This window comes from Pseudomonas sp. TUM22785 (assembly GCF_028198105.1).
Lineage (GTDB): Bacteria > Pseudomonadota > Gammaproteobacteria > Pseudomonadales > Pseudomonadaceae > Metapseudomonas > Metapseudomonas solani.
The window spans coordinates 2,611,609-2,634,549 of sequence record NZ_CP116239.1 but is presented as its reverse complement, the minus strand read 5'-3'; the positions used below and the strand labels follow the sequence as shown (position 1 = coordinate 2,634,549).

At 67.1% G+C, this 22,941-nt stretch carries 23 protein-coding genes and 1 pseudogene; 11 read left to right on the top strand and 13 right to left on the bottom strand.

Annotation, left to right across the window (positions count from 1 at the left end; all coding sequences use genetic code 11):
• From PI990_RS12180 to PI990_RS12165, 4 genes are all read left to right on the top strand, one after another.
• Complete coding sequence (locus PI990_RS12180; RefSeq protein ID WP_271660753.1) at positions 1-906, top strand: sugar kinase; 906 nt, start codon at positions 1-3, stop codon at positions 904-906.
• 192 nt (positions 907-1,098) lie between these two features.
• Complete coding sequence (locus tag PI990_RS12175) at positions 1,099-2,490, top strand: putative bifunctional diguanylate cyclase/phosphodiesterase (RefSeq protein WP_271660752.1); 1,392 nt, start codon at positions 1,099-1,101, stop codon at positions 2,488-2,490.
• Positions 2,491-2,571: 81 nt separating this feature from the next.
• The gene (locus PI990_RS12170) at positions 2,572-2,910 is read left to right on the top strand and encodes a VOC family protein (protein ID WP_333945561.1); all 339 of its coding nucleotides are present in this window, start codon (positions 2,572-2,574) and stop codon (positions 2,908-2,910) included.
• A gap of 118 nt (positions 2,911-3,028) precedes the next feature.
• Positions 3,029-3,667: a cell wall hydrolase gene (locus PI990_RS12165; RefSeq protein WP_271660750.1), complete on the top strand. Its 639-nt coding sequence runs from the start codon at positions 3,029-3,031 to the stop codon at positions 3,665-3,667.
• A gap of 6 nt (positions 3,668-3,673) precedes the next feature.
• Here PI990_RS12165 and PI990_RS12160 read toward each other — a convergent pair whose 3' ends face one another.
• Positions 3,674-4,168: a DinB family protein gene (locus PI990_RS12160; protein ID WP_271660749.1), complete on the bottom strand. Its 495-nt coding sequence runs from the start codon at positions 4,166-4,168 to the stop codon at positions 3,674-3,676.
• A gap of 39 nt (positions 4,169-4,207) precedes the next feature.
• Entirely contained in the window at positions 4,208-5,086 is an 879-nt protein-coding gene (locus tag PI990_RS12155; protein WP_271660748.1) for a LysR substrate-binding domain-containing protein, read from the bottom strand.
• Between the two features lie 154 nt (positions 5,087-5,240).
• On the opposite strand from PI990_RS12155, the gene PI990_RS12150 reads away from it, so the two are divergent.
• Positions 5,241-5,870, top strand: a complete 630-nt coding sequence (locus PI990_RS12150; protein WP_184489425.1) for a DUF998 domain-containing protein — start codon at positions 5,241-5,243, stop codon at positions 5,868-5,870.
• A gap of 50 nt (positions 5,871-5,920) precedes the next feature.
• Positions 5,921-6,055, top strand: a pseudogene (locus PI990_RS12145) (glyoxalase superfamily protein); the annotation flags it as partial.
• Between the two features lie 46 nt (positions 6,056-6,101).
• Here the strand turns inward: PI990_RS12145 and PI990_RS12140 are convergent.
• Positions 6,102-7,154, bottom strand: a complete 1,053-nt coding sequence (locus PI990_RS12140; protein WP_271660747.1) for an AraC family transcriptional regulator — start codon at positions 7,152-7,154, stop codon at positions 6,102-6,104.
• Positions 7,155-7,396: 242 nt separating this feature from the next.
• On the opposite strand from PI990_RS12140, the gene PI990_RS12135 reads away from it, so the two are divergent.
• Positions 7,397-8,347: a SphA family protein gene (locus PI990_RS12135; protein WP_271660746.1), complete on the top strand. Its 951-nt coding sequence runs from the start codon at positions 7,397-7,399 to the stop codon at positions 8,345-8,347.
• Positions 8,348-8,527: 180 nt separating this feature from the next.
• On the opposite strand, the gene PI990_RS12130 is transcribed toward PI990_RS12135, so the two are convergent.
• The 4 genes from PI990_RS12130 to PI990_RS12115 form a co-directional block, all read right to left on the bottom strand.
• Entirely contained in the window at positions 8,528-9,736 is a 1,209-nt protein-coding gene (locus tag PI990_RS12130) for a DSD1 family PLP-dependent enzyme (protein WP_271661294.1), read from the bottom strand.
• A gap of 84 nt (positions 9,737-9,820) precedes the next feature.
• Positions 9,821-11,131 (bottom strand): D-arabinono-1,4-lactone oxidase, encoded by a 1,311-nt coding sequence (locus PI990_RS12125; RefSeq protein ID WP_371877144.1) that lies wholly within the window; start codon positions 11,129-11,131, stop codon positions 9,821-9,823.
• Positions 11,132-11,225: 94 nt separating this feature from the next.
• Positions 11,226-11,594: a c-type cytochrome gene (locus PI990_RS12120; protein WP_021216739.1), complete on the bottom strand. Its 369-nt coding sequence runs from the start codon at positions 11,592-11,594 to the stop codon at positions 11,226-11,228.
• A gap of 173 nt (positions 11,595-11,767) precedes the next feature.
• The gene (locus tag PI990_RS12115; RefSeq protein ID WP_271660745.1) at positions 11,768-12,259 is read right to left on the bottom strand and encodes a GNAT family N-acetyltransferase; all 492 of its coding nucleotides are present in this window, start codon (positions 12,257-12,259) and stop codon (positions 11,768-11,770) included.
• Between the two features lie 317 nt (positions 12,260-12,576).
• On the opposite strand from PI990_RS12115, the gene PI990_RS12110 reads away from it, so the two are divergent.
• The gene (locus PI990_RS12110) at positions 12,577-13,311 is read left to right on the top strand and encodes a metallophosphoesterase (RefSeq protein ID WP_271660744.1); all 735 of its coding nucleotides are present in this window, start codon (positions 12,577-12,579) and stop codon (positions 13,309-13,311) included.
• A 33-nt stretch (positions 13,312-13,344) separates the two neighbouring features.
• Here the strand turns inward: PI990_RS12110 and PI990_RS12105 are convergent, their stop codons facing one another.
• The gene (locus tag PI990_RS12105) at positions 13,345-14,031 is read right to left on the bottom strand and encodes an endonuclease I family protein (RefSeq protein WP_271660743.1); all 687 of its coding nucleotides are present in this window, start codon (positions 14,029-14,031) and stop codon (positions 13,345-13,347) included.
• 316 nt (positions 14,032-14,347) lie between these two features.
• Between PI990_RS12105 and PI990_RS12100 the strand changes: the two genes are divergently transcribed.
• On the top strand, positions 14,348-14,704 hold the full coding sequence (locus PI990_RS12100) for a hypothetical protein (protein ID WP_021222126.1): 357 nt from the start codon (positions 14,348-14,350) through the stop codon (positions 14,702-14,704).
• Here the strand turns inward: PI990_RS12100 and PI990_RS12095 are convergent.
• A complete protein-coding gene (locus tag PI990_RS12095; protein ID WP_021222125.1) occupies positions 14,679-15,557 on the bottom strand; it encodes a DMT family transporter in 879 nt (292 codons plus the stop codon). The two genes, PI990_RS12100 and PI990_RS12095, sit on opposite strands and share 26 nt — an antisense overlap.
• A 150-nt stretch (positions 15,558-15,707) precedes the next feature.
• Here PI990_RS12095 and PI990_RS12090 point away from each other — a divergent pair, with 150 nt between their 5' ends.
• Together PI990_RS12090 and putA are read left to right on the top strand one after the other, a co-directional pair.
• Positions 15,708-15,944, top strand: coding sequence for a DUF3820 family protein (locus PI990_RS12090; RefSeq protein WP_021222124.1), 237 nt, complete (start codon positions 15,708-15,710; stop codon positions 15,942-15,944).
• A gap of 254 nt (positions 15,945-16,198) precedes the next feature.
• On the top strand, positions 16,199-20,173 hold the full coding sequence (gene putA, locus PI990_RS12085; RefSeq protein WP_271660742.1) for a trifunctional transcriptional regulator/proline dehydrogenase/L-glutamate gamma-semialdehyde dehydrogenase: 3,975 nt from the start codon (positions 16,199-16,201) through the stop codon (positions 20,171-20,173).
• 631 nt (positions 20,174-20,804) lie between these two features.
• On the opposite strand, the gene PI990_RS12080 is transcribed toward putA, so the two are convergent.
• The 4 genes from PI990_RS12080 to PI990_RS12065 all read right to left on the bottom strand — a co-directional run bounded on the left by PI990_RS12080 (position 20,805) and on the right by PI990_RS12065 (position 22,928).
• Positions 20,805-21,323 carry an ankyrin repeat domain-containing protein gene (locus PI990_RS12080; protein WP_271660741.1) on the bottom strand — a complete coding sequence of 173 codons (519 nt, stop codon included), beginning with the start codon at positions 21,321-21,323 and terminating at the stop codon, positions 20,805-20,807.
• A 153-nt stretch (positions 21,324-21,476) separates the two neighbouring features.
• Positions 21,477-21,773: an antibiotic biosynthesis monooxygenase family protein gene (locus PI990_RS12075; RefSeq protein ID WP_271660740.1), complete on the bottom strand. Its 297-nt coding sequence runs from the start codon at positions 21,771-21,773 to the stop codon at positions 21,477-21,479.
• Positions 21,770-21,922, bottom strand: a complete 153-nt coding sequence (locus PI990_RS12070) for a hypothetical protein (RefSeq protein ID WP_158480955.1) — start codon at positions 21,920-21,922, stop codon at positions 21,770-21,772. The genes PI990_RS12075 and PI990_RS12070 overlap by 4 nt, the downstream gene beginning before the upstream one ends.
• A gap of 118 nt (positions 21,923-22,040) precedes the next feature.
• On the bottom strand, positions 22,041-22,928 hold the full coding sequence (locus PI990_RS12065) for a LysR family transcriptional regulator (RefSeq protein WP_184489441.1): 888 nt from the start codon (positions 22,926-22,928) through the stop codon (positions 22,041-22,043).
• Positions 22,929-22,941 lie beyond the last annotated feature (13 nt).

Genomic DNA, 22,941 nt, shown 5'->3' with positions numbered 1-22,941 from the left:
ATGCGCATCGCCTGCCTTGGAGAATGCATGGTGGAGCTCGCCGGCAACCCGCTGCGCCGCAGCTTCGGTGGCGACACCCTGAATACCGCGCTCTACCTCGCCCGCCTGCTGGCTGGGACGGCGCACCGGGTCGAATACCTCAGCGCCCTCGGCGATGACACCCTGAGCGAGGAGATGGAGCAAAGCTGGATCGAAGAAGGCATCGACACCCGGGAAGTGCTACGGCTACCGGGTCGTCGCCCCGGCCTCTACCTGGTGGAGGTGGACGCACTGGGCGAACGGCGCTTCCACTACTGGCGCGAAGACAGTGCCGCACGCCACTGCTTCTCCAGCGGCGCAGCACTGGCGCGCTGGGTCGACCGCTCACGCATCGACATGCTCTATCTTTCCGGCATCAGCCTCGCGCTGTTCCCGCCGCCGCGCAGGGAGGAGTTGCTGGTCGCGCTCGCCGCATTCAAGGCCGAAGGGGGTCGGATCGGCTTCGACAACAACCTGCGGCCAGCACTCTGGAGCGCCACGCACGCCCGCCCCATTCACGATCAAGTACTGGCACTGACCGACACCGCCCTGCTGACGCTGGCTGACGAATGCCTGCTGCACGGCACGCTGGGCGCACAGGCCGCTGCTGATCGCGCCCTGGGCCTGGGCTGCACAGAAGTGGTGATCAAGCGCGGAGGCGAGCCCTGCCTGGTAGCCACGGCGGAGCAGCGCATCGAGGTCCCCGCCCGCCCGGTGGCCCGGGTGGTGGACAGTTGCGCGGCGGGCGATGCATTCGCCGCCGGCTACCTCGCCGCACGCATCCAGCAGCAGCCACTCCGGTTGGCGGCGGAAAGCGGGCACCGCCTGGCTGCAGCCGTGATCCAGCATCCGGGCGCGATCATCCCCCGCAGCGCGATGCCCATCTGAGCTGAAACCGACAACGACGAAGCCGGCCCGGGGCCGGCTTTGCGTCACCGCGCCGTTCACCGCCGACGCGCTGCCCCCGGTCACTTTCTCCAGCGGCGACATCGCCATCCCTACGCCCTCGAAAAGCGCCTTCTATAATCCACTCCAGCCTGCAGGGAGCCTTGTGGAGAGCAGGCTGTACGGGAACGCCGAATGATTGCGAAATCACGCCTCTTCAAGCGCGTCAGACAGCTCTGGCACGCCGCCGACCTGGTGTCGGTGGCCCAACGCCGCGAGCGGCGCATGCGTTTGCTGGCGAGCTGCGTGATGCTGGTGCTGGGGGTGATCTGGGCGGTGATCTTCGCCCTGCGGGGGTTCTGGGCCATCGTCGCGATGGATGCGGTGCTCATCGTCTCCGGCCTCACCGTGCTGATGCTCACCGTGCGCAACAAGGCCCGCAGCGCCAACCTCATCCTGTTCAGCGTGCTGATCGTGATCATCGCCGGCACCGCCATCGTGCTCGATGTGCCCAATGCCGCCGCGCCCCGCGCCACCCACCTGTACCTGTTGCCCCTCACCCTCGCCGCGCTGATGGCGTTCCGCGACGAGGGCCCGTGGCTGCGCTACGGCATCGCCCTGCTGTGCCTGCTCACCTTCACCTGCCTGGCCTCCAGCAACTGGGCGCCCATCATCGGCTACAGCCTGCCGGACGAGGTGCGCACGCCGGGTTCCTGGGGCCAGGCCGGGGCGGCGATGGCGATGTTCTTCGCCCTGCTCCACGTACTGCAGACCGATGCCGCCGAGCGCTCGGTGCTGGAGCGCGAGCTGCAGGCCGCGCTGCGTGAGCAGCAGTTCGAGCTCCACTACCAGCCCCAGCTGAACGTCGCCGGCCGGGTGATCGGCGCCGAGGTGCTGATCCGCTGGCGCCACCCGCAGCGGGGCCTGCTGCCCCCCGGCGAGTTCATCGACCACGCCGAGCGCAGCGGGCTGATCATCCCCATCGGCAAGTGGGTGCTGGAGCAGGCCTGCGCGCAGCTGCGCACCTGGGCGGACGACCCCGCCCGCTGCGACCTGTGCCTGGCCGTCAACATCAGCCAGAAGCAGTTCCGCCAGGCCAGTTTCGTGCCCGAGGTCCTGGAGATGCTGCGGCGCTACGGCATGGACGCGCGGCGCCTGGAACTGGAGTTGACCGAGACCGTGCTGGTGCAGGACCTGGAAGACCTGACGCAAAAGATGTCGGTCCTGGTGCAGCATGGCGTGTCCTTCTCCCTGGACGACTTCGGCACTGGCTTCTCCTCCCTCAGCCACCTCAAGCGGCTGCCCCTGGGCAAGCTGAAGATCGACCGCTCGTTCATCTGCGACCTGCTCACCGACGCCAGCAGCGAAGCCATCGTGCGCAGCGTCATCGCCCTGGGCCAGAGCATGGGCCTGACGGTGATCGCCGAAGGGGTGGAAACCGAAGCGCAGAAGGACTTCCTCCTGCGCCACGGCTGTGCGCAGTTCCAGGGCTACCTGCTGAGCAAACCGCTGCCACTGGACGCCTTCCTGGACTTCACCCAGGCCATCACCGAACGGGAAAGCCGCGCGGGCAGCGGCATGTCGTAGGCGCAACTGGCAAGACGGTTCCGCAGCGGTAAAAGGTGACTTAGAGCCACGCCACCGGAGCCACCCACGCCGCTCACGCCCCTGCTGCGCTGCCACGACCTGGACGCCACCCGCCGTCACTACCGCGATGCCCTGGGCTTCACCACCCTCGACTCGGCGCACGCGAGCCTCACCGTGCAACTGCAGGATTGCCGCCTGATCTTCACCGAACAGGACCTGTGGGCCGCTCCCGTCGCCTGCTCCGGCACCCTCTACCTCGCCATCGCCGACGTCGCCCGCTACTGCGAGCAGGTAAGGGACAAGGCCGAGATCGCCTGGCCCCTGCAGGAGATGGACTACGGCTCAAGGGAGTTCGGCATCCGCGACTGCAACGGCTACACCCTGGCCTTCACCCAGGTCGCGCCCGCCACCGGGGAATGATTGAGCGGCGCCGCAGTCTATCCCTCAAGCGCGGCAAGCCAGACGGCAGCCACGCCGACAACCGCCCCGCCTTGCCCCCAGGGGCGGCCCCGAACGCACAGCGATGGCGAGGTCGATCATGCGCTGGATATCAGGAATGCTTTGCGTCGCCGCCCTGCTGATCGGCGGTCCAACCTTCGCCGGGGAAACCCGGCAAAAAGCCCAGGCGGCGGAAACCAAGGCCGAGGCGCTGGAAGAAAAAGCCGCCAACCAGGCGCCACTCCCCGCTGGCACCCCGCCCATCACCCGCAGCGAAGCCAAGGCCGTGGACCCGGCCGGCGAAGCACCGCTGGACGACCCCATCACCTGCCTCGCCCGCTCCATCTACTGGGAAGCCAAGGGCGCCCCGGCGCAGGACATGGAATCGGTGGCCAACGTGGTGATGAACCGCCTCGGCAACGAGCAGTTCCCCAAGACCGTTTGCGCGGTGGTCAAGCAAGGCTCGGAAACCAAGAGCTGCCAGTTCTCCTGGTGGTGCGATGGCCGCCCCGATGAAGCCGTGGAAGAAGAACGCTTCACCCTCGCCCGCGAAATCGCCCGCAAGGCCCTCAACGGGCAACTGCAGGACCGCACCCACGGCGCCCTGTATTTCCACGACCGCAACGTCTCGCCGTCCTGGGCGAAGACGTTCACCCGCACGGCGCAGACCAAGCGCCTGCTGTTCTACAAACCGCGCCTCGAAGAGCCCCTGGCCGGTGCGGAAGGCACCCGCCCCTAGGGGGCGTCAGGTGGTTTCCCGGCGTGCCGGCTCGGTGGCGTGCACGAACACCGTGTAGGTGTCCGCCGGGTGCGCCACGCCGGCCAGGTCCAGCGCGTGGGCAATGTTGCCGCGGTGGTAGGTGGCGTGGTTCAGCACGTGGAAAAACATCTCTTCGCGGGTCAGCCGGCCCATGCGGCCATCGGTAAAGCGGAAGCTGATTGCCTCGGCGGCGGCGGCAGGCTCCAGCGCCGCCACCTGTTCGGCGTACCACTGGCCGGAAGCGAGCAGCCGGCGCTGCAACACCTCATAACCCGGCACCGCCTCGGTGTTGGTAGCTGGGTGAGGTTCCGCCGTGCCCGTGAGCCGCGCGCGGAACAGGTCCTCGACTATCACCATGTGGTTGAGCTGTTGCAGGGTGAAGGCCAGCGAGTCGGGGAAGCGCTCGGCGTCGATGAGGCCGATGGCCTCCAGCGCGCGTCGGTCCGCCCAGCACTTGTACTGAAAGGCCTTGGTCAACATCAGGGGTCCTCGGGGTCAGGTGGCTCGGAAACGGAGTCGTCACATAGACGATGGAGCTTCGCCTTCGGCGAGCAGCCAGCGGGTGAAGGTCGCGAGCGCAGGCGGCGATTCGGCGGCGGGCCGGGTCACCAGGACGTAGCGCTCGCTGAGTTGCGGCAGCGTCGGCCAGGGGGCACTCAGCCGGCCTTCGGCCAGTTCGTCCTCGACGTAGCGACGCGGCACCAGCGCCATGCCGAAGCCCGCCTTGGCAGCCTCGATGAGCAAGGCATAGCGGTCATAGACCGGGCCCGTCGTGGCGCTGGGCAGGGCCATGCCGGCCAGCTCCGCGTAGCGCGACCAGCCATAGGGGCTCCCGTGCTTGTGCAGCAGCGGCATGCGTGCGTGCACCTCGTCCGCCAGGCGCGGGTGGCAGACCGCGACCATCGGCGCCTCGAACAGCGGCTGCACCTGCATGGAACGCCAGATGGGGTGGTCGTAGTTGATCGCCGCGTGCAGGTCGCTGTCCTCCAGGGTGAAGGGCTGCGTGCGCTCGCGCAGGTTGATCTCGATATCGGGGTGGCGTTGGCGGAAGCGTGCGAGCCGGGGAATCAGCCAGCGGCTGGCCAGGGTGGGGATGACGCCGATCTCCAGGGCGGTACCAGCGGATGTCTCGCTCATCACCTGGCGGGTGTGGCGCTCCATGTCCGCCAGCAGCGTGCGCATCTGCGCCGCGTAGCGGGTACCGGCGCTCGAAAGCTCGACCCGGTTGCCCACGCGAAGGAACAGGCGCACCCCGAGGAACTGTTCCAGCTTGGCGATCTGCCGGCTGATGGCGCCTTCGCTCAGCGAGAGCTCCTGCGCGGCCCTGGCGAAGCTCTGGTGGCGCGCGGCAGCCTCCAGGGCGAGCAAGGCGGAGGTGCTGGGCAGGCGTCTGGTCATCGGTGGCCATCCGTGGATCGATGGGGCGACAGGATGACGCATGCGCAAGCTGCCTTGCAAAAAATTCGGTAACCGTCGGCAGGGGCGCGCCCTAGCATGGAGCCGTGATTCCGCAGGAGTCGGAACGCTATCCGTGATGAGTGGGAGTACTGCCGTGAAGACGATTGACCGGGCCCTGCTGGGGCTGGGTGTGCTGATTCCGTTCTGGCTGTTCGCCGGGGTCGCGCTGACCGCGCTCGCCTACCCCGGCTACAGCCACCTCGACCAGGCGATGAGCCAACTGGGGGCCGAGGGCGCGCCTACCCGGGGCTTCTCCGCCTGGGTGAACAACCTGCCCCTGGGGCTGCTGTTCGTGCTCTTCGCGGTGGGTGTGGCGAGGCACTTCCAGGCCTCGCGCCTGGCACTGCTGAGCGCTGCGCTGATCGCCCTGCACGGCCTGGCCAGTTTCGCCACCGGCTACTTCCCCTGCGACCAGGGTTGCGCACCGGCACAACCGTCGCTCTCGCAACAGGTGCACAACCTGGCAGGGCTGGTGATGTTCCTCTCGCTGACCCTGGCCAGCGCACTGTGGGTGTTTCTCGGCCGGCGCCTGCTCGGCGCCCCCGGCTTCGGGCTGTTCTCGGCGCTCTGCGTGGTGCTGGCCCTGACAACCGTGGCGCTGATGGGCAAGGCCTTCGCCGATGGCCACCTCTTCGGCCTTTACCAGCGGCTCAACTACGGGGTCTCGGTGATCTGGGTCGCGGCCCTGGCGCTGCTCACCCTGTGGCGGGATCCACGGCGCTAGTTCGCGGGTCCCCTCAACCACGAACGGGCTCGCCGACACCGGGGGCCCTTATCACTACCCTGCGCGATGAACTGCTCGGCAAACGCTACAACTACGGCCGCCCGGACATCGTCCAGCAGAACTGGGGCCAGGAACTGCAGGTGTACGACCCCTTCGGCAACCGCATCAGGTTCTGTCAGTACTGAGTAAAAGGACGGCGGGCTGGGTGGATGAGTCCACCCAGCCCGCTAGCTAGTCAGCGCCCGTGGACAGGGATGGCGCCTCATCGCGATACGCCGAAGGGCTGAGCCCGGTCCAGCGCTTGAAGGCCCGGCGGAAGCCGCGGATGTCGCTGTAGCCGAGCTCTTCGGCGATACGCTCGATGGGCATCTCCGGGTTGCTCAGCAGGCTCATGGCCCGCGCGCGGCGCACCTGCTCCTGCAGGGCGTCGAAGGTCATGTCGTGCTCGGTCAGGCGGCGGCGCAGGGTGCGGCTGCTCATGTTCAGCTCGCTGGCCACCTTGTCGATATGGCAGCCCTGGGCCAGGTCACGGGCGATGGCCCGCTCCACCGTCTGCAGCAGGCCCATCTTCTGTTGCACCTGGGCGCACTCCAGCTCCAGCAGGTTGAGCGCCTGGCGCAGGGCGACGGGCTGGTGGCTGGGCAGCTGCATGTCCAGCCAGAGGCTGTCGATCACCATGCGGTTATGCAGGCAGCCGAAGTGCAGGTTGGGGCCCAGCAGGCGCTGGTACTCGGCCTCGTAGGCCGGCGCGGCGTGGGTGAACTCGAAGCGCAGGGGCTGGAACTCGCGGCCGATCAGCGCGTTGTTGTAGACCACCAGGCTGGCGAAGAACTCCTCCACGGCGAACAGCTGCACATCGGCGTAGGGCAGCCGGCATTCCACTTCGACGAAGCTTTCGCCCGCGCCTTCGCGCAGGGTGTAGACGGCCATGCCGCCGGAGGTGTGCTGGAAGCGCTGGCCGATCTCGAAGGCGTCGCGCAGGGTCTTGCACAGGGACAGCACGTGGCCCAGCAGGCCGAGGGTGCCGAGCACGTTGCGGTGCCCGACCCAGAGTCCGAGGCCGCGCTCGGGCAACGCGACCAGCGCGCGCTGGATCATGGTCACGGCCTGGCGATAGGAGATGCGCTGGGCAGGGTCCTGCAGCTCTTCGAGGGTGAAGCCGAGCCCGCGGCACAGGCGTTCGCCGCTGACGCCCTTGTCGTGCGCCACCTCCGCGAGGGTCTGCAGGAGGAAGGGCGAAACCAGGGCGAGGTCGAACTGGGCATCGGTGGTGGTAATGGACATGGCGAGCGGTTCCCCAGCCACGCGCCCGGAATTCTTGTTCTGGAGAGGGGCGTGGCGGCGCCATCATATCGCGTTAGCGGGTGTCCCAGATGAGGGTGTAACTGAATATTGCGGCCTGGCCCCGAAAGGCCCCCTGATTGTCCGGCAATGCCCTGCATCCCTCGGCCTTGAGCGCTTATTTCTATGCGGCGGCCCGGGCCACGCCCCGGAGCCGTCCACCAACAATAAGAAATGAGCTCACTATGAAACCTATCCGTGTCCCCCGGCTGTCCGTGCTGGCAGCATCCCTCGCCATGGCGACCTCCCTCTCCTCACCGGCCCAGGCCACCGAAAACGGTGTCGACAACATCGGCCCCGGTACCGACGGCTTCTTCGTCCTGCCGCTGGACGTGAACAACCTGCCGGACCACATGTTCGCCTTCAACCTCTACTACAACCACTACGAGTCGAAGAAGCTGGACATCAGCTCCCTCGGCGGCAAGGTGCCGGACGTGAAGATCACCTCCGACGCACTCATCCCGCGCCTGGACTACCTCAGCCCGCTGCGGGTGTTCGGTGGCCGTGTCGGCGGCTACGTCGCGCAGCCCTATATGCGCCAGCAGGTGGCCATGTTCGGCATGCAGAGCGAACGTGAAAGCCAGGGCGACACCACAGTCGCACCGCTCATCCTCTGGGACATGGGCAAGGACCTGACCCTGGGCGCCGCCCTGGAGATCACAATCCCCACCGGCAGCTACGACGCCGCGCGCCCGGCCAACACCAGCAACAACTTCTACACCTACAAACCGATGCTTTCGGCGACCTGGCAGCCCGACGACCGCACCGAGCTGTCGATCAAGACCACCTACAGCTTCAACGAGGAAAACCACGACACCGACTACCGCTCCGGGCAGCTGTTCCACTTCGACTACTCCGCCAGCTACCGGGTGACCGACAACCTGCGCCTGGGCCTGAACGGCTACTACGTGAAGCAGACCACCGACGACGAGCAGTTCGGCAGGACGGTGACCTTCATGGGCGAGGATGTGGACGACGGCGTGCGCGGCCAGGTCTTCGCCATCGGCCCGGCCGTGCACCTCACCTTCCTCAAGTACGCCAGCGTGGAGATGCGCTGGGCCAAGGAATTCGCCGTGGAGAACCGCCCGGAAGGCGAGATGTTCTGGGCCAAGCTGAACCTGCCCTTCACCCTCTGACAGGCCAATACGAAAACCCCGGGCCAATGCCCGGGGTTTTCCGTTCGCAGTGCGGGCGATCCATTGCAGCACCGTCCCGTAGGTTGGGCTGAGGTACGAAGCCCAACACAGCGCGGCCGAGTCATCGCACCGTTGGGCCTCGCTGCGCTCGGCGCCAACCTACGGTGTTGTCCCACCCACTCAGCTGTACACCGGCCAGGTGTCGACGATGCGCCCATCGCGCACCGCCAGCAGGTCGCCGAACTGCAGGAGGATGGATTCCGACTGGGTCGGCCGCAGGAACACCTGGTCATCCACGCCCAGGCCGACGGCGTGGGAACCGTTGACCATCTCCTGGTTGGAACTGCGCCCGTAGAGGCCGTTGAACTGCAGCCCCCTGGGCGACTCCGGCTCGGCCATCCAGTTGCCGCCGTAGATGAAGAAGGTCTCGCGCTGGTTCGGGTCCCACCAGGAGAACAGCGCCGACTTCCCGTCCAGCGCCGGGATCCGCACCGCACCGGTGCTCTTGAGTACCGGCGTGGCGATATAGGCCGCCGGCTGGTGCTCCTCCAGGGACGGCAGGTCGTAATGGGTGGGCTTGAGCAGCGCCGAGCCCACCGACACCTCGCTGCTGGTGCGCTCGCGCTCGTGCATGCGGTAGCTCGGGCTGCCGGCGGTGTTCAGCGTCAGACCCGGGCGCCACAGCGCGGCGTGCTGGGTGCGGGTGTAGTCGACGAAGCCGTCGTAGAGGGTCATCACCTTGGCGAACAACTCCTCGGGCGAGCCGAGGATGCCCGGCACGCCCATGCCGACGAAGGGGTCGTAGCCCATGAAGCCGGCGAACTCCAGGTGCTGCGGGTTGGCGCCGATCAGGCCGAGCATCCGCCCCAGGGTCGCCTGGTCCTGTACGCCGCCCCGATGCAGCCCGACATCCAGTTCGATGTTGATGCGCATGCGCGTGTTCAGGCCCTTGGCCAGCGCCAGGTACTGCTCCAGCCGCTCGGGGGTGTCGAGCAGCCATTGCAGCTGGGTCGTCGGGTCGAAGGCGCCGCGGTGGCTTTCGTAGAACAGTTGCGCCGAGCGCACCGGCATCGGCTTGCCGAGCAGCAGGTCGGAATCGGGGAAGCGCTCGGCGTCGTGATTGAGGAAGGGCTGGTGGAACGACATCATCCGCCGGGTGCCCGCGCGCTTGGCGATGTAGTCGAGCAGCTGCGGCGATGGCAGCGACTTCTCCACCAGGCGCAAGGCCTTGCCGGCACGGCGCACCGACTGCATCACCACGTCGATGTTGTGGTCCAGCCGGTCCAGGTCGATCAGCATCACCGGGTGCATCGGCCCCCGCTCCTTGAGCTCGCGGTTCAGCCGCGCGAAGTAATCGCTGTAGGGGGCGCCCTTGTCGGCCGGGCGCATCCAGGCACCGACACCGGCGAGCAGCACGCCGACACCGGCGGTGCCGACGAGGAATTTGCGACGGTTCATGGCTTCTCCTTGTTATCAGGCCACGCCGAGGATCGAGGACAGGTGCGCATTGAGGAACTTGCCGCTCGGGTCCAGCGCCTGGCGCACCTCGGTGAATTCCTTCCAGCGCGGGTAGAGCGGCTGCAGGGTGCGCGCATTCAGCGTGTGCAACTTGCCCCAATGCGGCCGGCCGGCGTACTTCCAGAAGATCGGTTCGACGGCGGCGAAGAAGTTGTGGTGGTCCATGCCGTAGTGCTGGTGCACGGAGATCGAGCAGCTGTCGCGCCCCTCGAACATGCTCAGGGGGATGTCGTCGGCCTTCACGTAGCGGTACTCGATGGGGAACCAGGTGCGCAGGTCCTTCTCGCGGATCAGCGCAAGGATCTCCCGCAGGCAGGCCGGGCCGTGCTCGGCGGGCACCGAGTATTCCATCTCGTTGAAGCGCACGTTGCGCACGTTGGCGTAGATCTCGTAGGAGTCGCCGACCCGGTCATCGAAGCTGGCGATATGGCGCAGGCTGTTGAGCAGCGCGCGGCGCGCGGCGGGGAAGTCGCTGCCGTACTTGTCGAGGTTCTCGATGATCTTCACGAACTCGTTGCCCCCCTCCTCCGCCGGGTCCAGCGGCGGTGTCGCCGGGTCGGTGGTCTCGTTGAGGGCGATGGACAGCGCGTAGTCGGAATGGGTGATCACCAGCATTTCCCAGTGCTGGTTGTCACGGGTGAGGTTGTCCACGTCCTCCAGCAGCTCCTCGGTGCTGGCGATCCACTGCTTCTCGCGCAGGCGGTAGGCCTCGCGGTTCTGCATGCGCACCCGGGTGGCGATGCCGAAGGCGCCGAGGGACACCCGCGCGGCATTGAACACCTCGGGGTGGCGCTGGGCATCGCAATCCAGCACCTCGCCGCTGGCGGTCACCAGTTGCAGGCCGGTGACATGGTCGGAATAGGAGCCGAAGCCGACGCCGGTGCCGTGGGTCGAGGTGGCGATCGCCCCGGCCAGGGTCTGGTAGTCGATGTCGGCCATGTTGTGCAGGGCCTGGCCCACATCCTTGAGCGCCGGGCCCATGAGCGACATCGGCGTGCCGGCGGCGAACTCCGCCTGCAGGGTGGCCGGGTCGTGGCTCAGCAAACCATTGAAATAGGCGAGCGACACCAGGGTGCCGTCGGTGGGCACCAGGGCGCTGAAGGAGTGGGCCGAGCCCACCGGGCGGACCTTGCCTTCGGCCTGGCGGATGGCCTGGACCAGCTCGTCCAGGTTCTGCGGGGCGAGGCGCGCCTGGGGCAGGCAGCTCTGCCCGCCGGACCAGTTGCGCCAGGGAATCAGGCGGGGTGCGCGGACCAGTTCCGCCATTGCCGGGGTGCAGGCCAGGGCCGTGAAGGCGCCAGCGACGCCGGCCCTTTGCAGCAGTTGGCGTCGGGTGAGATTCATAACCATGGAGGACGCCTTATTCGAGGTGCTGACCGGACATGAAAGAGATCAGTGCGAGGAATTGTTCTTCCGAGCACTGCATGCACATGCCCATCGGCGGCATGCCCTTGAAGCCATTGATGCTGTGGTCCAGCAGGCTGTCCGTACCCTGGGCTACACGAGGCGCCCAGGCCGCGGTGTCGCCACTCTGCGGGGCGCCGGAGGCGGGGTTGGCGTGGCACAGCTTGCAGCTGGTGTCGTAGACCTTGGCCAGGGCCGGGTCGGTGGGGGCCAGGGTGGCGGCGTTCTGCGGCGCGGCCGGCTTGGCCTCCTCGCCACAACCGCCAAGCAGCCCGGCCAGGGCCAGCAGGGCGGCGGGAATCAGCAGTGTTCTGGGTTTCGGCATCGCACTCCCCTCGTCTACCGTGCCAGGCAGCCGGCACGGGCTCTTGTTGTGGTGGGTAGAGGGCAACGTTAAGCCAGCCGCTCGACAAGGGCTGAGGGCAATCGCGGACAGCCAGGGGGGCTTAAGGGGACAGCGCGGTGATTTCCGGCCAGGGACGGTGCCGGGATGGAGGCTTAGCCAATGGCCTTGGCCATCTCGCTGGTGGCCGCCCAGCCCAGCGCCTCGTACACCGGGCGGCCGACCTGGGTCGCATGCAGCACGGCAAAGCCCAGGCCACGACGGGTGAATTCGGCCTCCGCCAGCTTCATCAGCGCCGACGCCAGGCCCCGACGCCGGTAGTCGGGCTCGACGAATACGTTCAGCACATAGCCGCGCTGGTCCTGTTCAGGACGGGCGGGGTGCGGTGGCCATTCGATGCTCATCAGGCCGATGGCCGCCGCAACGCGCGCCTCGTGCATCAGCGCGAAGCCGTAGTAGCGGCCGTCGGCCAGGCGCTCGCGCAGCCAGGGGCGGAAATGCTCGGTCATCACCCGCAGCCCCGCCGGGTCGCCGCCCGCTTCGAGGAACATCGCCTCGCGGTGCACGCAAATCCGCTCCAGGTCGTCCGGCACCAGCCGCCGCACCTGCAGGCCAGGAAATTCGATACCACCGGGAATTCCGTCCATCGCACTGCCCTCTTCATCGATGACCGATGCTAGGGCGCAACGGGCGGCAGCCGATAGGCACAGATCACTGGGAAAAACGGCATACAGCGCCAGGCCGCCCCGTAGGGGCAACTTCAGTCGCCCTGGGTTATCCGGCCATTCGCAACCGGGTGCCTGCGGAAGGTCTTTCGCGGCTGAAGCCGCTCCCACAAGGGGTGCCTGCACTGCCGCCTCGTGGGAGATTCATTCGCGATTGGCCTCGCTACCCACCCCGTGAGTGGCGAGAACTTCTCCTGCAGTGGCATGCTCACCGTCGCCCCCACGCGAATGAGCAACGCATGCGCCTCCACATCCTTTCGGATCTGCATAACGAATTTCACCCCTATGTACCCACGGTCAACGACGCCGATCTGGTGATTCTGGCGGGTGATGTCGATGTGCGTGCCCGGGGCGTCGCCTGGGCAGCCGGGGTCTTCGATTGCCCGGTGCTCTACGTTCCGGGGAATCACGAGTACTACAAGGGGCACCTCACCGGGACGTTGGAGAAGATGCGCGAGGCGCAGACCGACCGCGTGCACGTGCTCGATAGAGATGAATTCAGGCTCGGGGATGTGAGGTTCCTGGGGGCGACCATGTGGACGGACTACAGCTCGCTGGGTGACGCCACGCTCGCGACCCTGTCCGCGCAGATGACCCTGAACGATTTCCGCAAAATCCGGACCGGGAGCTATCGCCGGCTGCGGCCCGCCGATGTGATCGAGGAATCAGCCAGGACCCGGCAATGGCTGGTCGACAAGTTGGCTGAACCCTGGGACGGCAAGACCGTGGTCATCACCCACCACGCGCCCTCCCTGCGCTCCATGGAAGGACACCCACATTCGGGTGATCGCCTCGATGCAGCCTATGCGAATGCCTGGGATGACCTGATGGGGGAACGGATAGACCTGTGGGTCCACGGCCATGTGCATACCCGGCAGGACTATGAGCTGGCGGGCACGCGGGTGCTGAGCAACCCGCGCGGCTACCCGGAGCAGCAGACCGGCTTCGATCCGGATCTGATCATCGAGATCTGACACCGGTCCCGCCGCCAGGCAAGGCCGCCGTCCTCACTTGCACAACTTCAGGTTCACCGTCCCCACGAAGTGGTTGCCGTGGCCCATGGCGCAGGCGACGCGCTGGTTGCGGTTACGCTCCCAGGCTTCGGCCGGGTATTGCTTGTTCCAGGCGCTGTAGAGCTGGCGGTCCTGCTTGGAGAGGCGCAGGCCGTAGCGTTCGCTCATGTAGAAGTAGGTGCGCGCGATCATGCCGCGCACCTGCTGGCGCGGCATGGCCTTGCGCGCCTTGAAGTCCACCACCATCGGGCAGGCGCCGTACTGGCTGGGCTTTTGCGGCAGCCAGCCGAAGCCGTAGTTGCTGCGGTCGCCATTCACCTCGCCGATGCTCGGCACCAGGTTGTGCAGGTCGGCCTCGGCGCGGCGGAAGGCGGCGTCGTGCCTGGCGCAGTTCTCGCGCCCGCCCTTCTGCCAGCATTGGCGCTGATGGCCGATGACCCAGGCCGGAACGATGTGCTCCCACTCGATGCGCTTGGCGCGCTGGGCATTGGTGCGGGGCACGTAGCCGCAGCTTTTCAGGTCGACCTTGTTGCCGCTGTAGCGGCAGCCGCAATAGAACTCGACGGGGTGGGGGGCGTAGAGCTTCCAGGCGACCTTCTTGGCTTCCTGGAAGGTGCGGGGGGCGGAGGCGTTGGCGGTGCCGGCCAATAGAAGGCTCAGCAGCAGGACGAGACGGATCATTACTTCTGGGGTTCCCGGTACGGCTGTTTTCAAGGCCTTCACTGACAACGTTTATTCATCGGAGTTTGGTTGCAAACGAAGCGGCGAAGCTGATAGATGTATAAATATACAGTATTTCAGAGAAGCGTCCTATGAACCTTTCAGCCCCACCCGCCTTGCCAAAACCACTGTCACAAATCCCTGGGATCATCGTCTCCCAGGTCGCCGGTCTCGGCTTTCCACCCCGCTTGCCGAAGCGGCCGGCCCCCCGCCCCCTGCGCCAGTCGGCTGGAAGCCGCAACAAGGCGCAAGGCCTGCATTGAGGAGGAGAACAGGGATGGTCGACGTACTGCAGCTGAAATACACGGTCAATCGCATGGCCGTGGACGAGGTGAGCGAGGCGGTCGCGGAACTGCGCCTGGAAGGGCTGGTGACCGACGGCAAGACGCCGTTCACACGGGTGCACTTCAACACCTGCCTGGCGGAGATCGAAGCGCTGTTCCAGCGCGCCGGTTACCACAAGCAGCTCGATGTGGTGGGTTACCAGGGGCTGGCCTATGCCCTCTTCGACCCGGCCCGCTGGGAACCGGTGGAGGTGCTGCGCTGGCTCAAGGAGTACGTCGACAACGCCCAGGCCAGCCACACGCTGGCCCGCAGCGCTGACGACTTCAGCGCCGCTGCGCGTAGGCCGTGAACAGGCCGCTGCCGACGATCACCAGGATGCCGGCGATACCGATGGCATCCGGCGCGTGGCCGAAGAGCAGGAAGCCGAGCAACCCGGCGAAGACGATCTGCCCATAGCTGAACGGCGCCAGCAGCGCCGGTGAGGCATGGCGGAAGGCCTGGGTGAGCAGCACGTGCCCGCCCATCCCGCAGGCACCCAGCGCCAGCAACAGCAGGCCGTGGGCCAGCGTGGTCGGTGCTTCCCAGAAGAACGGCACCAGGGTGCTCATGATCAGGGTGTTGGTGATGCCGGTGATGAAGTTGCTGGTACCCGGGCTGTCGGTCTGGCTCAGGCGTCGGGTGAACAACTGGTAGAAACCGAAGCACAGCGCCGAGGCCAGCGGCAGGAGAATCGCCGGAGTGAACAGCGAGCTGCCCGGCCGCACGATCAGCATCACCCCGCCCAGGCCCAGCAGCACCGCCACCCACTGCCCACGGGTGACGCGCTCGCCAAGGAAGGGCACCGACAGCGCGGTCACCACCAGCGGTGCCAGGAAGTTCACCGCCGTGGCCTCCGCCAGGGGGATGTAGCGCAGGCCGGTGGTGAAGAACAGGCTGGTGCCGATCAGGCACAGCGCCCGGCCCAGCTGCAGCAGCGGGCGCTGGGTACGCAGCACGCGCAGGCCCTCGCGGGGCAGCAGGAAGCCGGCCATCAGCAGCGTGTGCACCAGGTAGCGCACCCACACCACCATGACGATCGGGTAGAACGCCGACAGGTACTTGGAGATCGCGTCATGGCTGGAGAACAGGAAAATCGCCAGGCACACCAGCAGGATGCCCTTCAGGGGCTCCTCTCGTCGCAGCGATGGGGGGTTGGTGCTCATGGGGATTCCGGGGTGGTCCGCGCCCTATTTGGTAGCAGACTAATGATTAGGCGGCTCAAAAATATCGGCTTCGTGACTCAGGCTCAAGTGACAGTAGCCGGTTAGCAGGTATTCTTGCCCACTTCCCTTCTCCCGGCCGGCGCGAGACCGATGAAACCCGAAGACCTGCTGCTCCTGGTGACCCGTGAAATGCCCTACGGCAAGTACAAGGGCCGCCTGCTCGCCGACCTGCCCGGCCACTACCTCAACTGGTTCGCCCGTGAAGGCTTCCCGAAAGGTGAGATCGGCAGACTGCTCGCCCTCATGCAGGAGATCGACCACAACGGCCTCAAGCCACTGCTCGACCCCTTGCGCCGCCCCGGTGCAGCCCGTCGGCCCGCCGATTGATTCCACAGGTGCAACCAGAAAGCGTCTAGGCTTGTGACTGGCTGGTTACCCTGCCACCGGCCACCGGGTTGCACCTTATAAGGAAGCGCTACAGGCCACGGGCACCAAGGCGGTGCGGCTTTTGCTGCACGGCCCGGCCAATGGTCGGATTGACTGGAAAAACTTAGGTTGCACCTGGTTGCACCCCGCTTCATGCGCAGCTACTCTTGGCGCCGCAAAAGCCGTCGCGACCACGGCAAGAATGAGGATAAGAAATGGCAACCACCACCACCCTGGGCGTGAAGCTCGACGAAGCCACCCGTGAGCGCCTGAAAGAGGCCGCCCGCCAGATCGACCGCACGCCCCACTGGCTGATCAAGCAGGCCATCTACAGCTACCTGGAGACCCTGGAAAGCGGCAAGACCCTTCCCGAGCTCCAAGGCATCGCCGCGCGCCTGGCCGAGGGTGACCTGGAGGCCGTGGAAGCCCTGATCGACCCGATCCACCAGCCGTTCCTCGATTTCGCCGAAAGCATCCTGCCGCAGTCCGTGCTGCGTGCCGCCATCACCGGGGCCTATCGCCGCCCCGAGGAAGAAGTGGTGCCGATGCTGCTGGAGCAGGCACGTCTGCCTGCCGACATGGCCGACGCCACCTACAAGCTCGCCTACGGCATCGCCGAGAAGCTGCGCAACCAAAAGAGCGCCAGCGGCCGCGCCGGCATCGTCCAGGGCCTGCTGCAGGAGTTCTCCCTCTCTTCCCAGGAAGGCGTGGCGCTGATGTGCCTGGCCGAAGCCCTGCTGCGCATCCCCGACAAGGGCACCCGCGACGCCCTGATCCGCGACAAGATCAGCAACGGCAACTGGCAACAACACCTGGGCCAGAGCCCCTCGATGTTCGTCAACGCCGCCTCCTGGGGCCTGCTGATCACCGGCAAGCTGGTGTCGACCCACAACGAGGCCGGCCTCTCCAGCTCGCTGAACCGCATCATCGGCAAGTCCGGCGAGCCGCTGATCCGCAAGGGCGTGGACATGGCCATGCGCCTGATGGGCGAGCAGTTCGTCACCGGCGAAACCATCGCCGAAGCCCTGGCCAATGCCAGCAGCTTCGAGACCAAGGGCTTCCGCTACTCCTACGACATGCTCGGTGAAGCCGCGCTGACCGAGGAAGACGCCCAGCGCTACCTGGCTTCCTACGAGCAGGCCATCCACTCCATCGGCAAGGCGTCCCACGGCCGCGGCATCTATGAAGGCCCGGGCATCTCCATCAAGCTCTCCGCCCTGCACCCGCGCTACAGCCGCGCCCAGTACGAGCGGATGATGGACGAGCTGTACCCGCGCCTGCTGTCGCTGACCCTGCTGGCCAAGCAATACGACATCGGCCTGAACATCGACGCCGAAGAAGCGGACCGCCTGGAAATCTCCCTCGACATGCTCGAACGCCTCTGCTTCGAGCCGCAGCTCAAGGGCTGGAACGGCGTCGGCTTCGTCATCCAGGCCTACCAGAAGCGCTGCCCGTACGTGATCGACTACGTCATCGACCTGGCCCGCCGCAGCCGCCACCGCCTGATGATCCGCCTGGTGAAAGGCGCCTACTGGGACAGCGAGATCAAGCGCGCCCAGGTCGACGGCCTGGAAGGCTTCCCGGTCTACACCCGCAAGGTCTACACCGACGTTTCCTACATCGCCTGCGCGCGCAAGCTGCTGGCGGTGCCGGATGCCATCTACCCGCAGTTCGCCACCCACAACGCCCACACCCTCTCGGCTATCTACCACATCGCCGGGCAGAACTATTACCCCGGCCAGTACGAGTTCCAGTGCCTGCACGGCATGGGCGAGCCGCTGTACGAGCAAGTGGTGGGCAAGATCGCCGAAGGCAAGCTGAACCGCCCGTGCCGCATCTACGCACCGGTGGGCACCCACGAAACGCTGCTGGCCTACCTGGTCCGCCGCCTCCTGGAAAACGGCGCCAACACCAGCTTCGTCAACCGCATCGCCGACCAGACCATCTCCATCAAGCAGCTGGTGGAAGACCCGGTCGTCAGCATCGAAGCCATCGCTGCCGCCGAAGGTGCACTGGGCAAGCCGCACCCGCGCATTCCCCAGCCGCGTGACCTGTACGGCGCCGCCCGTGCCAACTCCAGCGGCATCGACATGTCCAACGAGCACCGCCTGGGCTCGCTGTCCAGCGCCCTGCTCAGCAGCGGCCACGCCGACTGGCGTGCCCAGCCGATGCTCGGCTGCGCAGCCAGCGCCGGCGAGAGCCTGCCGGTGGCCAACCCGGCGGACCGTCGCGACATCGTCGGCCACGTGCAGAACGCCAGCCTGGAAGACGTCGGCAACGCCGTGCTCGCCTCGCTGAGCGCCGCGCCGATCTGGCAGGCCACTCCGCCGGTGGAGCGCGCCGCCGCCCTGGACCGCGCCGCCGACCTGATGGAAGCCGAGATCCAGCCGCTGATGGGCCTGCTGGCCCGCGAAGCCGGCAAGACCTTCGCCAACGCCATCGCCGAAGTGCGCGAAGCGGTGGACTTCCTCCGCTACTACGCCGCTCAGGCACGCCACGACTTCGCCAACGACAGCCACCGCCCGCTGGGTCCGGTGGTGTGCATCAGCCCGTGGAACTTCCCCCTGGCGATCTTCAGCGGCCAGGTAGCTGCCGCTCTGGCCGCCGGCAACACCGTGCTGGCCAAGCCCGCCGAGCAGACCCCGCTGATCGCCGCCCAGGCCGTGCGCATCCTGCTGCAAGCCGGCATCCCGGAAGGCGCCGTGCAGCTGCTGCCGGGTGAAGGCCACACCGTCGGTGCCGCACTGGTGGCCGACGAGCGCGTCAAGGGCGTGATGTTCACCGGCTCCACCGAAGTCGCCGGCATCCTCGCCCGCAACGTCGCCGGCCGCCTGGACTCCCAGGGCCGCCCGATCCCGCTGATCGCCGAAACCGGTGGCCAGAACGCGATGATCGTCGACTCCTCCGCACTGGTCGAACAGGTGGTCACCGATGTGGTCGCCTCCGCCTTCGACAGCGCCGGCCAGCGTTGCTCGGCCCTGCGCGTGCTGTGCATCCAGGAAGACGTCGCCGACCGCGCGCTGGAAATGCTCAAGGGCGCCATGGCCGAATGCCGCCTGGGCAACCCGGACAACTTCGCCATCGACATCGGCCCGGTGATCGACGCCGAAGCCAAGGCCGGCATCGACAAGCACATCGACGCCATGCGCAAGAAGGGCCGCCACGTGTTCCAGGTCGCCCGCACCGAAGGCGACGTGATGAGCCGCGGCACCTACGTGATGCCGACCCTGATCGAATTGGAAAGCCTGGACGAGCTGGAGCGCGAAGTCTTCGGCCCGGTGCTCCACGTACTGCGCTACAAGCGCCAGGACCTGGACCAGCTGCTGGACCAGATCAACGCCACCGGCTACGGCCTGACCCTGGGCGTGCACACCCGCATCGACGAGACCATCGCCAAGGTGGTGGACAAGGCCCACGCCGGCAACCTCTACGTCAACCGCAACATGGTCGGCGCCGTGGTCGGCGTGCAGCCCTTCGGCGGTGAAGGCCTCTCCGGCACCGGCCCGAAAGCCGGCGGCCCGCTGTACATGTACCGCCTGCTGGCCACCCGCCCGGTGGACGCGGTGAGCCGCACCTTCAAGCGCATGGACGAACAGGCCGCCGACACCCACCTGCGCACCAGCCTGCAGCAACGCCAGGGCAACCCCCTCGCAGCGCTGAAGGAATGGGCGGGCAAGGAAGGCAAGGCCGAGCTGGCCAGCCTCTGCGACGGCTTCGCCGAACTCTCCCAGAGCGGCCTGACCCGCACCCTCCCCGGCCCGACCGGCGAGCGCAACACCTACATGCTGCTGCCCCGCGCCAATGTGCTGGGCCTGGCCGACGACGAAGGCGACCTGCTGGTGCAGCTGGCCGCCGCCCTCGCGGTCGGCAGCGCGGTGATCTGGCAGGACGGCGACCTCACCAAGGCCCTGCGCGGCAAGCTGCCCAAGGCGGTACAGGCACGCATCCAGCTGGTCGCTGACTGGAAAGCCGAAGGCGTGGAATTCGACGCCGTGCTGCACCACGGTGACTCGGACCAGCTGCGCGGCATCTGCCAACAAGTGGCTGCGCGCAAAGGCCCGATCATCGGTGTCCAGGGCCTGTCCCAAGGCGAGACCGCGGTACCGCTGGAGCGCCTGCTGATCGAGCGCGCCCTGAGCGTCAACACCGCAGCGGCCGGCGGCAACGCCAGCCTGATGACCATCGGCTGATGGCCGGCGGGCCAGGCGAACACCTGGCCCGCCACCCGTTCCAACCAGGGGCTTCTGCCCCTGGCGCCTGCCTCCTCAAGAGGGATGTGGGCACCCAAGGTTCCCGGTGATCCGCCTGGCGCCTTTTCCAACAGGCGGCTCGTCCCGCCATCCAAGGCCTTCGGGCAAAGGAGCAGCGCCACAAGCGCCGCTCCTTTTTCATTTCTGGTGTTTGGAAATCTGAGAGGAAGGCTTTCGCGGGTTGCACCCGCCCTACGGCCGCCCCCCCTTTCCACGCCCTGTCGCCGACAGCTTTTGTAGGGTGGATGACGCTCTTTTCACCCACCAGGCGGTGCTACCTGCAACACCGAGCCATAGCAGCCCTGCGGGCTGCTTGGCGACTTAAGTCGCCCCTACATGGGTGGTGCCCAATGCGTCTGAGCCGAGCGGGAATTCGCGGTGTTGGGCCTCGCTGCGCTCGGCACCAACCTACGGCGCCGTGCCGTTGTAGGTCAGGGGCAACCCGACAAGGCGGGGCCCACGACAACGCGGGTTTCACCCGCCCTACGGGGTGAGGGGGATGCGGCGGGCGCGGACGCAATCCAATCGCGGATGAATCCGCTCCCACAGGGAGCCCACAACCCATCCGGGATCAATGCCGGGCGGACAGCCGCTCCAGCGCTTGCGCAGCGCCCATCTGCCGGGCGGCGGACAGGGCGGTGGCGCCGCCGGCGTCGGTGGCGTCGATGCGCGCGCCGTGGGCCAGCAGGCTGTCGATGATCTCGCCCCGGTTGAACATGGCGGCCATCATCAACACTGTCTTGCCATCGGGCATCGGGCCCTCCACATCGGCACCGTGGGCCAGCAGCAGCTCGACCATGGCCAGGTCGCCCTTGAAGGCGGCACCGGCGAGCGGGGTCTGGCCGTTGTTGTTGCGCAGGTCCGGGTCGGCGCCGCGTTCCAGCAGGGCACGCACCGTGTCTGCGTGGCCGTGGTAGCTGGCCAGCATCAGCAGGCTGTCGCCCTTGTGGTTGCGCAGGTCCGCCGGCAGCCCCTGGTCGAGCAGTGCCACCAGGTTGTGTGCATCTCCGGCGCGGGCCAGGTCGAACACCTTGTTGGCAAATTCCAGGGTGGCGTCGTCCAGTGCGGCCGCTTTGTCTTGCTCGCTCATCAGGCTCTCCTTGAAGTGGCAGCCAGGCTGCGGAAATCAGTGGGCCGATGATAGGGAAGCAGCCGGGGCGCGGCTCTTAGGGATTATCTATAGGGTTGAAAGCCGCCGTGGATGGGGCGGGTACGCCTGCGCCATTGCAGCGCCGCGGTGAAGCTAGAGGGTGTCGCTGGAGTAGCTCGCCTCCAGCACCAGGGCGCCCTGCAGCACCTCGGCCAGGCATTGGCCGCAGGTGCCGTCGCAATAGTGCTCCAGCGCCGCCTGGCTGGCCCAGCGGCCCTGCAGCAACCACAGGTCGGGGTCACCCGGGGCGCGCAGCACGTCGTGGCTGATGCAACCCTCGATGCGCCGCGCCGGTTCGACCAGGGCGAGCAGGCGCTCGCCCAGCTCGGCCGAACGCCCGTTGCGGGCGCGGATCGAGGCGAGGCTGGTAAAGGATGGGGATGGGGTCATGGACTGTTCTCCTCTTGCGCGTGGCCCAGGACACAGGCCTCGATCAATGGCGTGGCGAGAAACAGGGACGTCAGCACCAGCAACCACAGGATCACCGGCAGTGCTGCACGATCGGCCTTGCGCGGGTTGCTTCGCTGTTGCTCTCGCATCGCCTTCGACCTCGGCATGCGGCGCCCGTAGTCAGCGCCGATACAGCGAAAGACTACGGGCGGGAAGGCTTTCCCGGTTAGACGATTCCTGCGGGATGCTTGCCTGATCCTGCGAATCTCATTGCGTCAGCATCTGGATGAAGGAACGTGACAACGGCGAACGCTCGTCGCTGCGGCGCACCAGCCAGACCGCCGTGGTCGCCACGGGGTCGAGCAGGCGGCGGTAGACCACGCCGTCGAACTGCATGCGCGTGAAGGACGCCGGCAGCACCGAGACGCCGAGCCCCGCCGCCACCAAGCCGATGATGGTCAGCGCGCTGTGGGATTCCTGGGTGATGCGTGGGCTGAAGCCCATCTCGTGGGTCAGGGCGATCAGTTGGTCGTAGAGCCCGGTACCGGCAGTGCGCGGGAAGTACACGAAAGGCTCGGCGGCCAGGGCCTGCAGGTACAGCCCGGCGTCCAGGGCCGGGTCCGTCGCCAGGGGATGGTCGGCGTGCAGCACCGCCACCAGCGGCTCGCGGAACAGCTCCACCGCCACCAGGGACTCGGGCAGCGGCAGCGGGCGGATCAGCCCCACCTGGATGCGCCCGTTGAGCAGCGCCTCGGCCACGTCGCGGCTGACCATCTCGTGCACCTCCAGCTGCACGTCCGGGTAGGCGCGACGGAAGCGGAAGATGGCTTCGGGTATGACCGAGGTGAAAGGCGCCGACGAAGTGAAGCCGACCTTCAGCTCACCCAGCTCGCCGCGCTGGGCCCGGCGCGCCACCTCGGTGGCCTGCCCCACCTGGGCCAGCACCTGGCGCGCTTCGACGAGGAACAGCCGCCCCGCCTCGGTCAGCGCCACGCGGCGGTTGGTGCGTTCGAACAGGCGCGCGCCCAGCTCCTCCTCCAGCGCCTGGATCTGCTGGCTCAAGGGTGGCTGGGAGATGCCCAGCAGCTCGGCGGCGCGGCCGAAATGCAGCTCTTCGGCAACGGCGATGAAGTAACGGAGATGACGGAGTTCCATGGCGGGAATGATA

Excerpts from the sequence above, each read along its gene's own strand:
- PI990_RS12140 (WP_271660747.1), bottom strand. The coding sequence starts at position 7,154 with ATGTCCATTACCACCACCGATGCCCAGTTCGACCTCGCCCTGGTTTCG.
- PI990_RS12165 (WP_271660750.1), top strand. The coding sequence starts at position 3,029 with ATGCGCTGGATATCAGGAATGCTTTGCGTCGCCGCCCTGCTGATCGGC.
- PI990_RS12105 (WP_271660743.1), bottom strand. The coding sequence starts at position 14,031 with ATGATCCGTCTCGTCCTGCTGCTGAGCCTTCTATTGGCCGGCACCGCC.
- putA (WP_271660742.1), top strand. The coding sequence starts at position 16,199 with ATGGCAACCACCACCACCCTGGGCGTGAAGCTCGACGAAGCCACCCGT.
- PI990_RS12135 (WP_271660746.1), top strand. The coding sequence starts at position 7,397 with ATGAAACCTATCCGTGTCCCCCGGCTGTCCGTGCTGGCAGCATCCCTC.
- PI990_RS12070 (WP_158480955.1), bottom strand. The coding sequence starts at position 21,922 with ATGCGAGAGCAACAGCGAAGCAACCCGCGCAAGGCCGATCGTGCAGCA.
- PI990_RS12080 (WP_271660741.1), bottom strand. The coding sequence starts at position 21,323 with ATGAGCGAGCAAGACAAAGCGGCCGCACTGGACGACGCCACCCTGGAA.
- PI990_RS12120 (WP_021216739.1), bottom strand. The coding sequence starts at position 11,594 with ATGCCGAAACCCAGAACACTGCTGATTCCCGCCGCCCTGCTGGCCCTG.
- PI990_RS12130 (WP_271661294.1), bottom strand. The coding sequence starts at position 9,736 with ATGCGCCCGGCCGACAAGGGCGCCCCCTACAGCGATTACTTCGCGCGG.
- PI990_RS12160 (WP_271660749.1), bottom strand. The coding sequence starts at position 4,168 with ATGTTGACCAAGGCCTTTCAGTACAAGTGCTGGGCGGACCGACGCGCG.
- PI990_RS12180 (WP_271660753.1), top strand. The coding sequence starts at position 1 with ATGCGCATCGCCTGCCTTGGAGAATGCATGGTGGAGCTCGCCGGCAAC.
- PI990_RS12125 (WP_371877144.1), bottom strand. The coding sequence starts at position 11,131 with ATGGCGGAACTGGTCCGCGCACCCCGCCTGATTCCCTGGCGCAACTGG.
- PI990_RS12110 (WP_271660744.1), top strand. The coding sequence starts at position 12,577 with ATGCGCCTCCACATCCTTTCGGATCTGCATAACGAATTTCACCCCTAT.
- PI990_RS12075 (WP_271660740.1), bottom strand. The coding sequence starts at position 21,773 with ATGACCCCATCCCCATCCTTTACCAGCCTCGCCTCGATCCGCGCCCGC.
- PI990_RS12095 (WP_021222125.1), bottom strand. The coding sequence starts at position 15,557 with ATGAGCACCAACCCCCCATCGCTGCGACGAGAGGAGCCCCTGAAGGGC.
- PI990_RS12155 (WP_271660748.1), bottom strand. The coding sequence starts at position 5,086 with ATGACCAGACGCCTGCCCAGCACCTCCGCCTTGCTCGCCCTGGAGGCT.
- PI990_RS12090 (WP_021222124.1), top strand. The coding sequence starts at position 15,708 with ATGAAACCCGAAGACCTGCTGCTCCTGGTGACCCGTGAAATGCCCTAC.
- PI990_RS12175 (WP_271660752.1), top strand. The coding sequence starts at position 1,099 with ATGATTGCGAAATCACGCCTCTTCAAGCGCGTCAGACAGCTCTGGCAC.
- PI990_RS12115 (WP_271660745.1), bottom strand. The coding sequence starts at position 12,259 with ATGGACGGAATTCCCGGTGGTATCGAATTTCCTGGCCTGCAGGTGCGG.
- PI990_RS12065 (WP_184489441.1), bottom strand. The coding sequence starts at position 22,928 with ATGGAACTCCGTCATCTCCGTTACTTCATCGCCGTTGCCGAAGAGCTG.
- PI990_RS12100 (WP_021222126.1), top strand. The coding sequence starts at position 14,348 with ATGGTCGACGTACTGCAGCTGAAATACACGGTCAATCGCATGGCCGTG.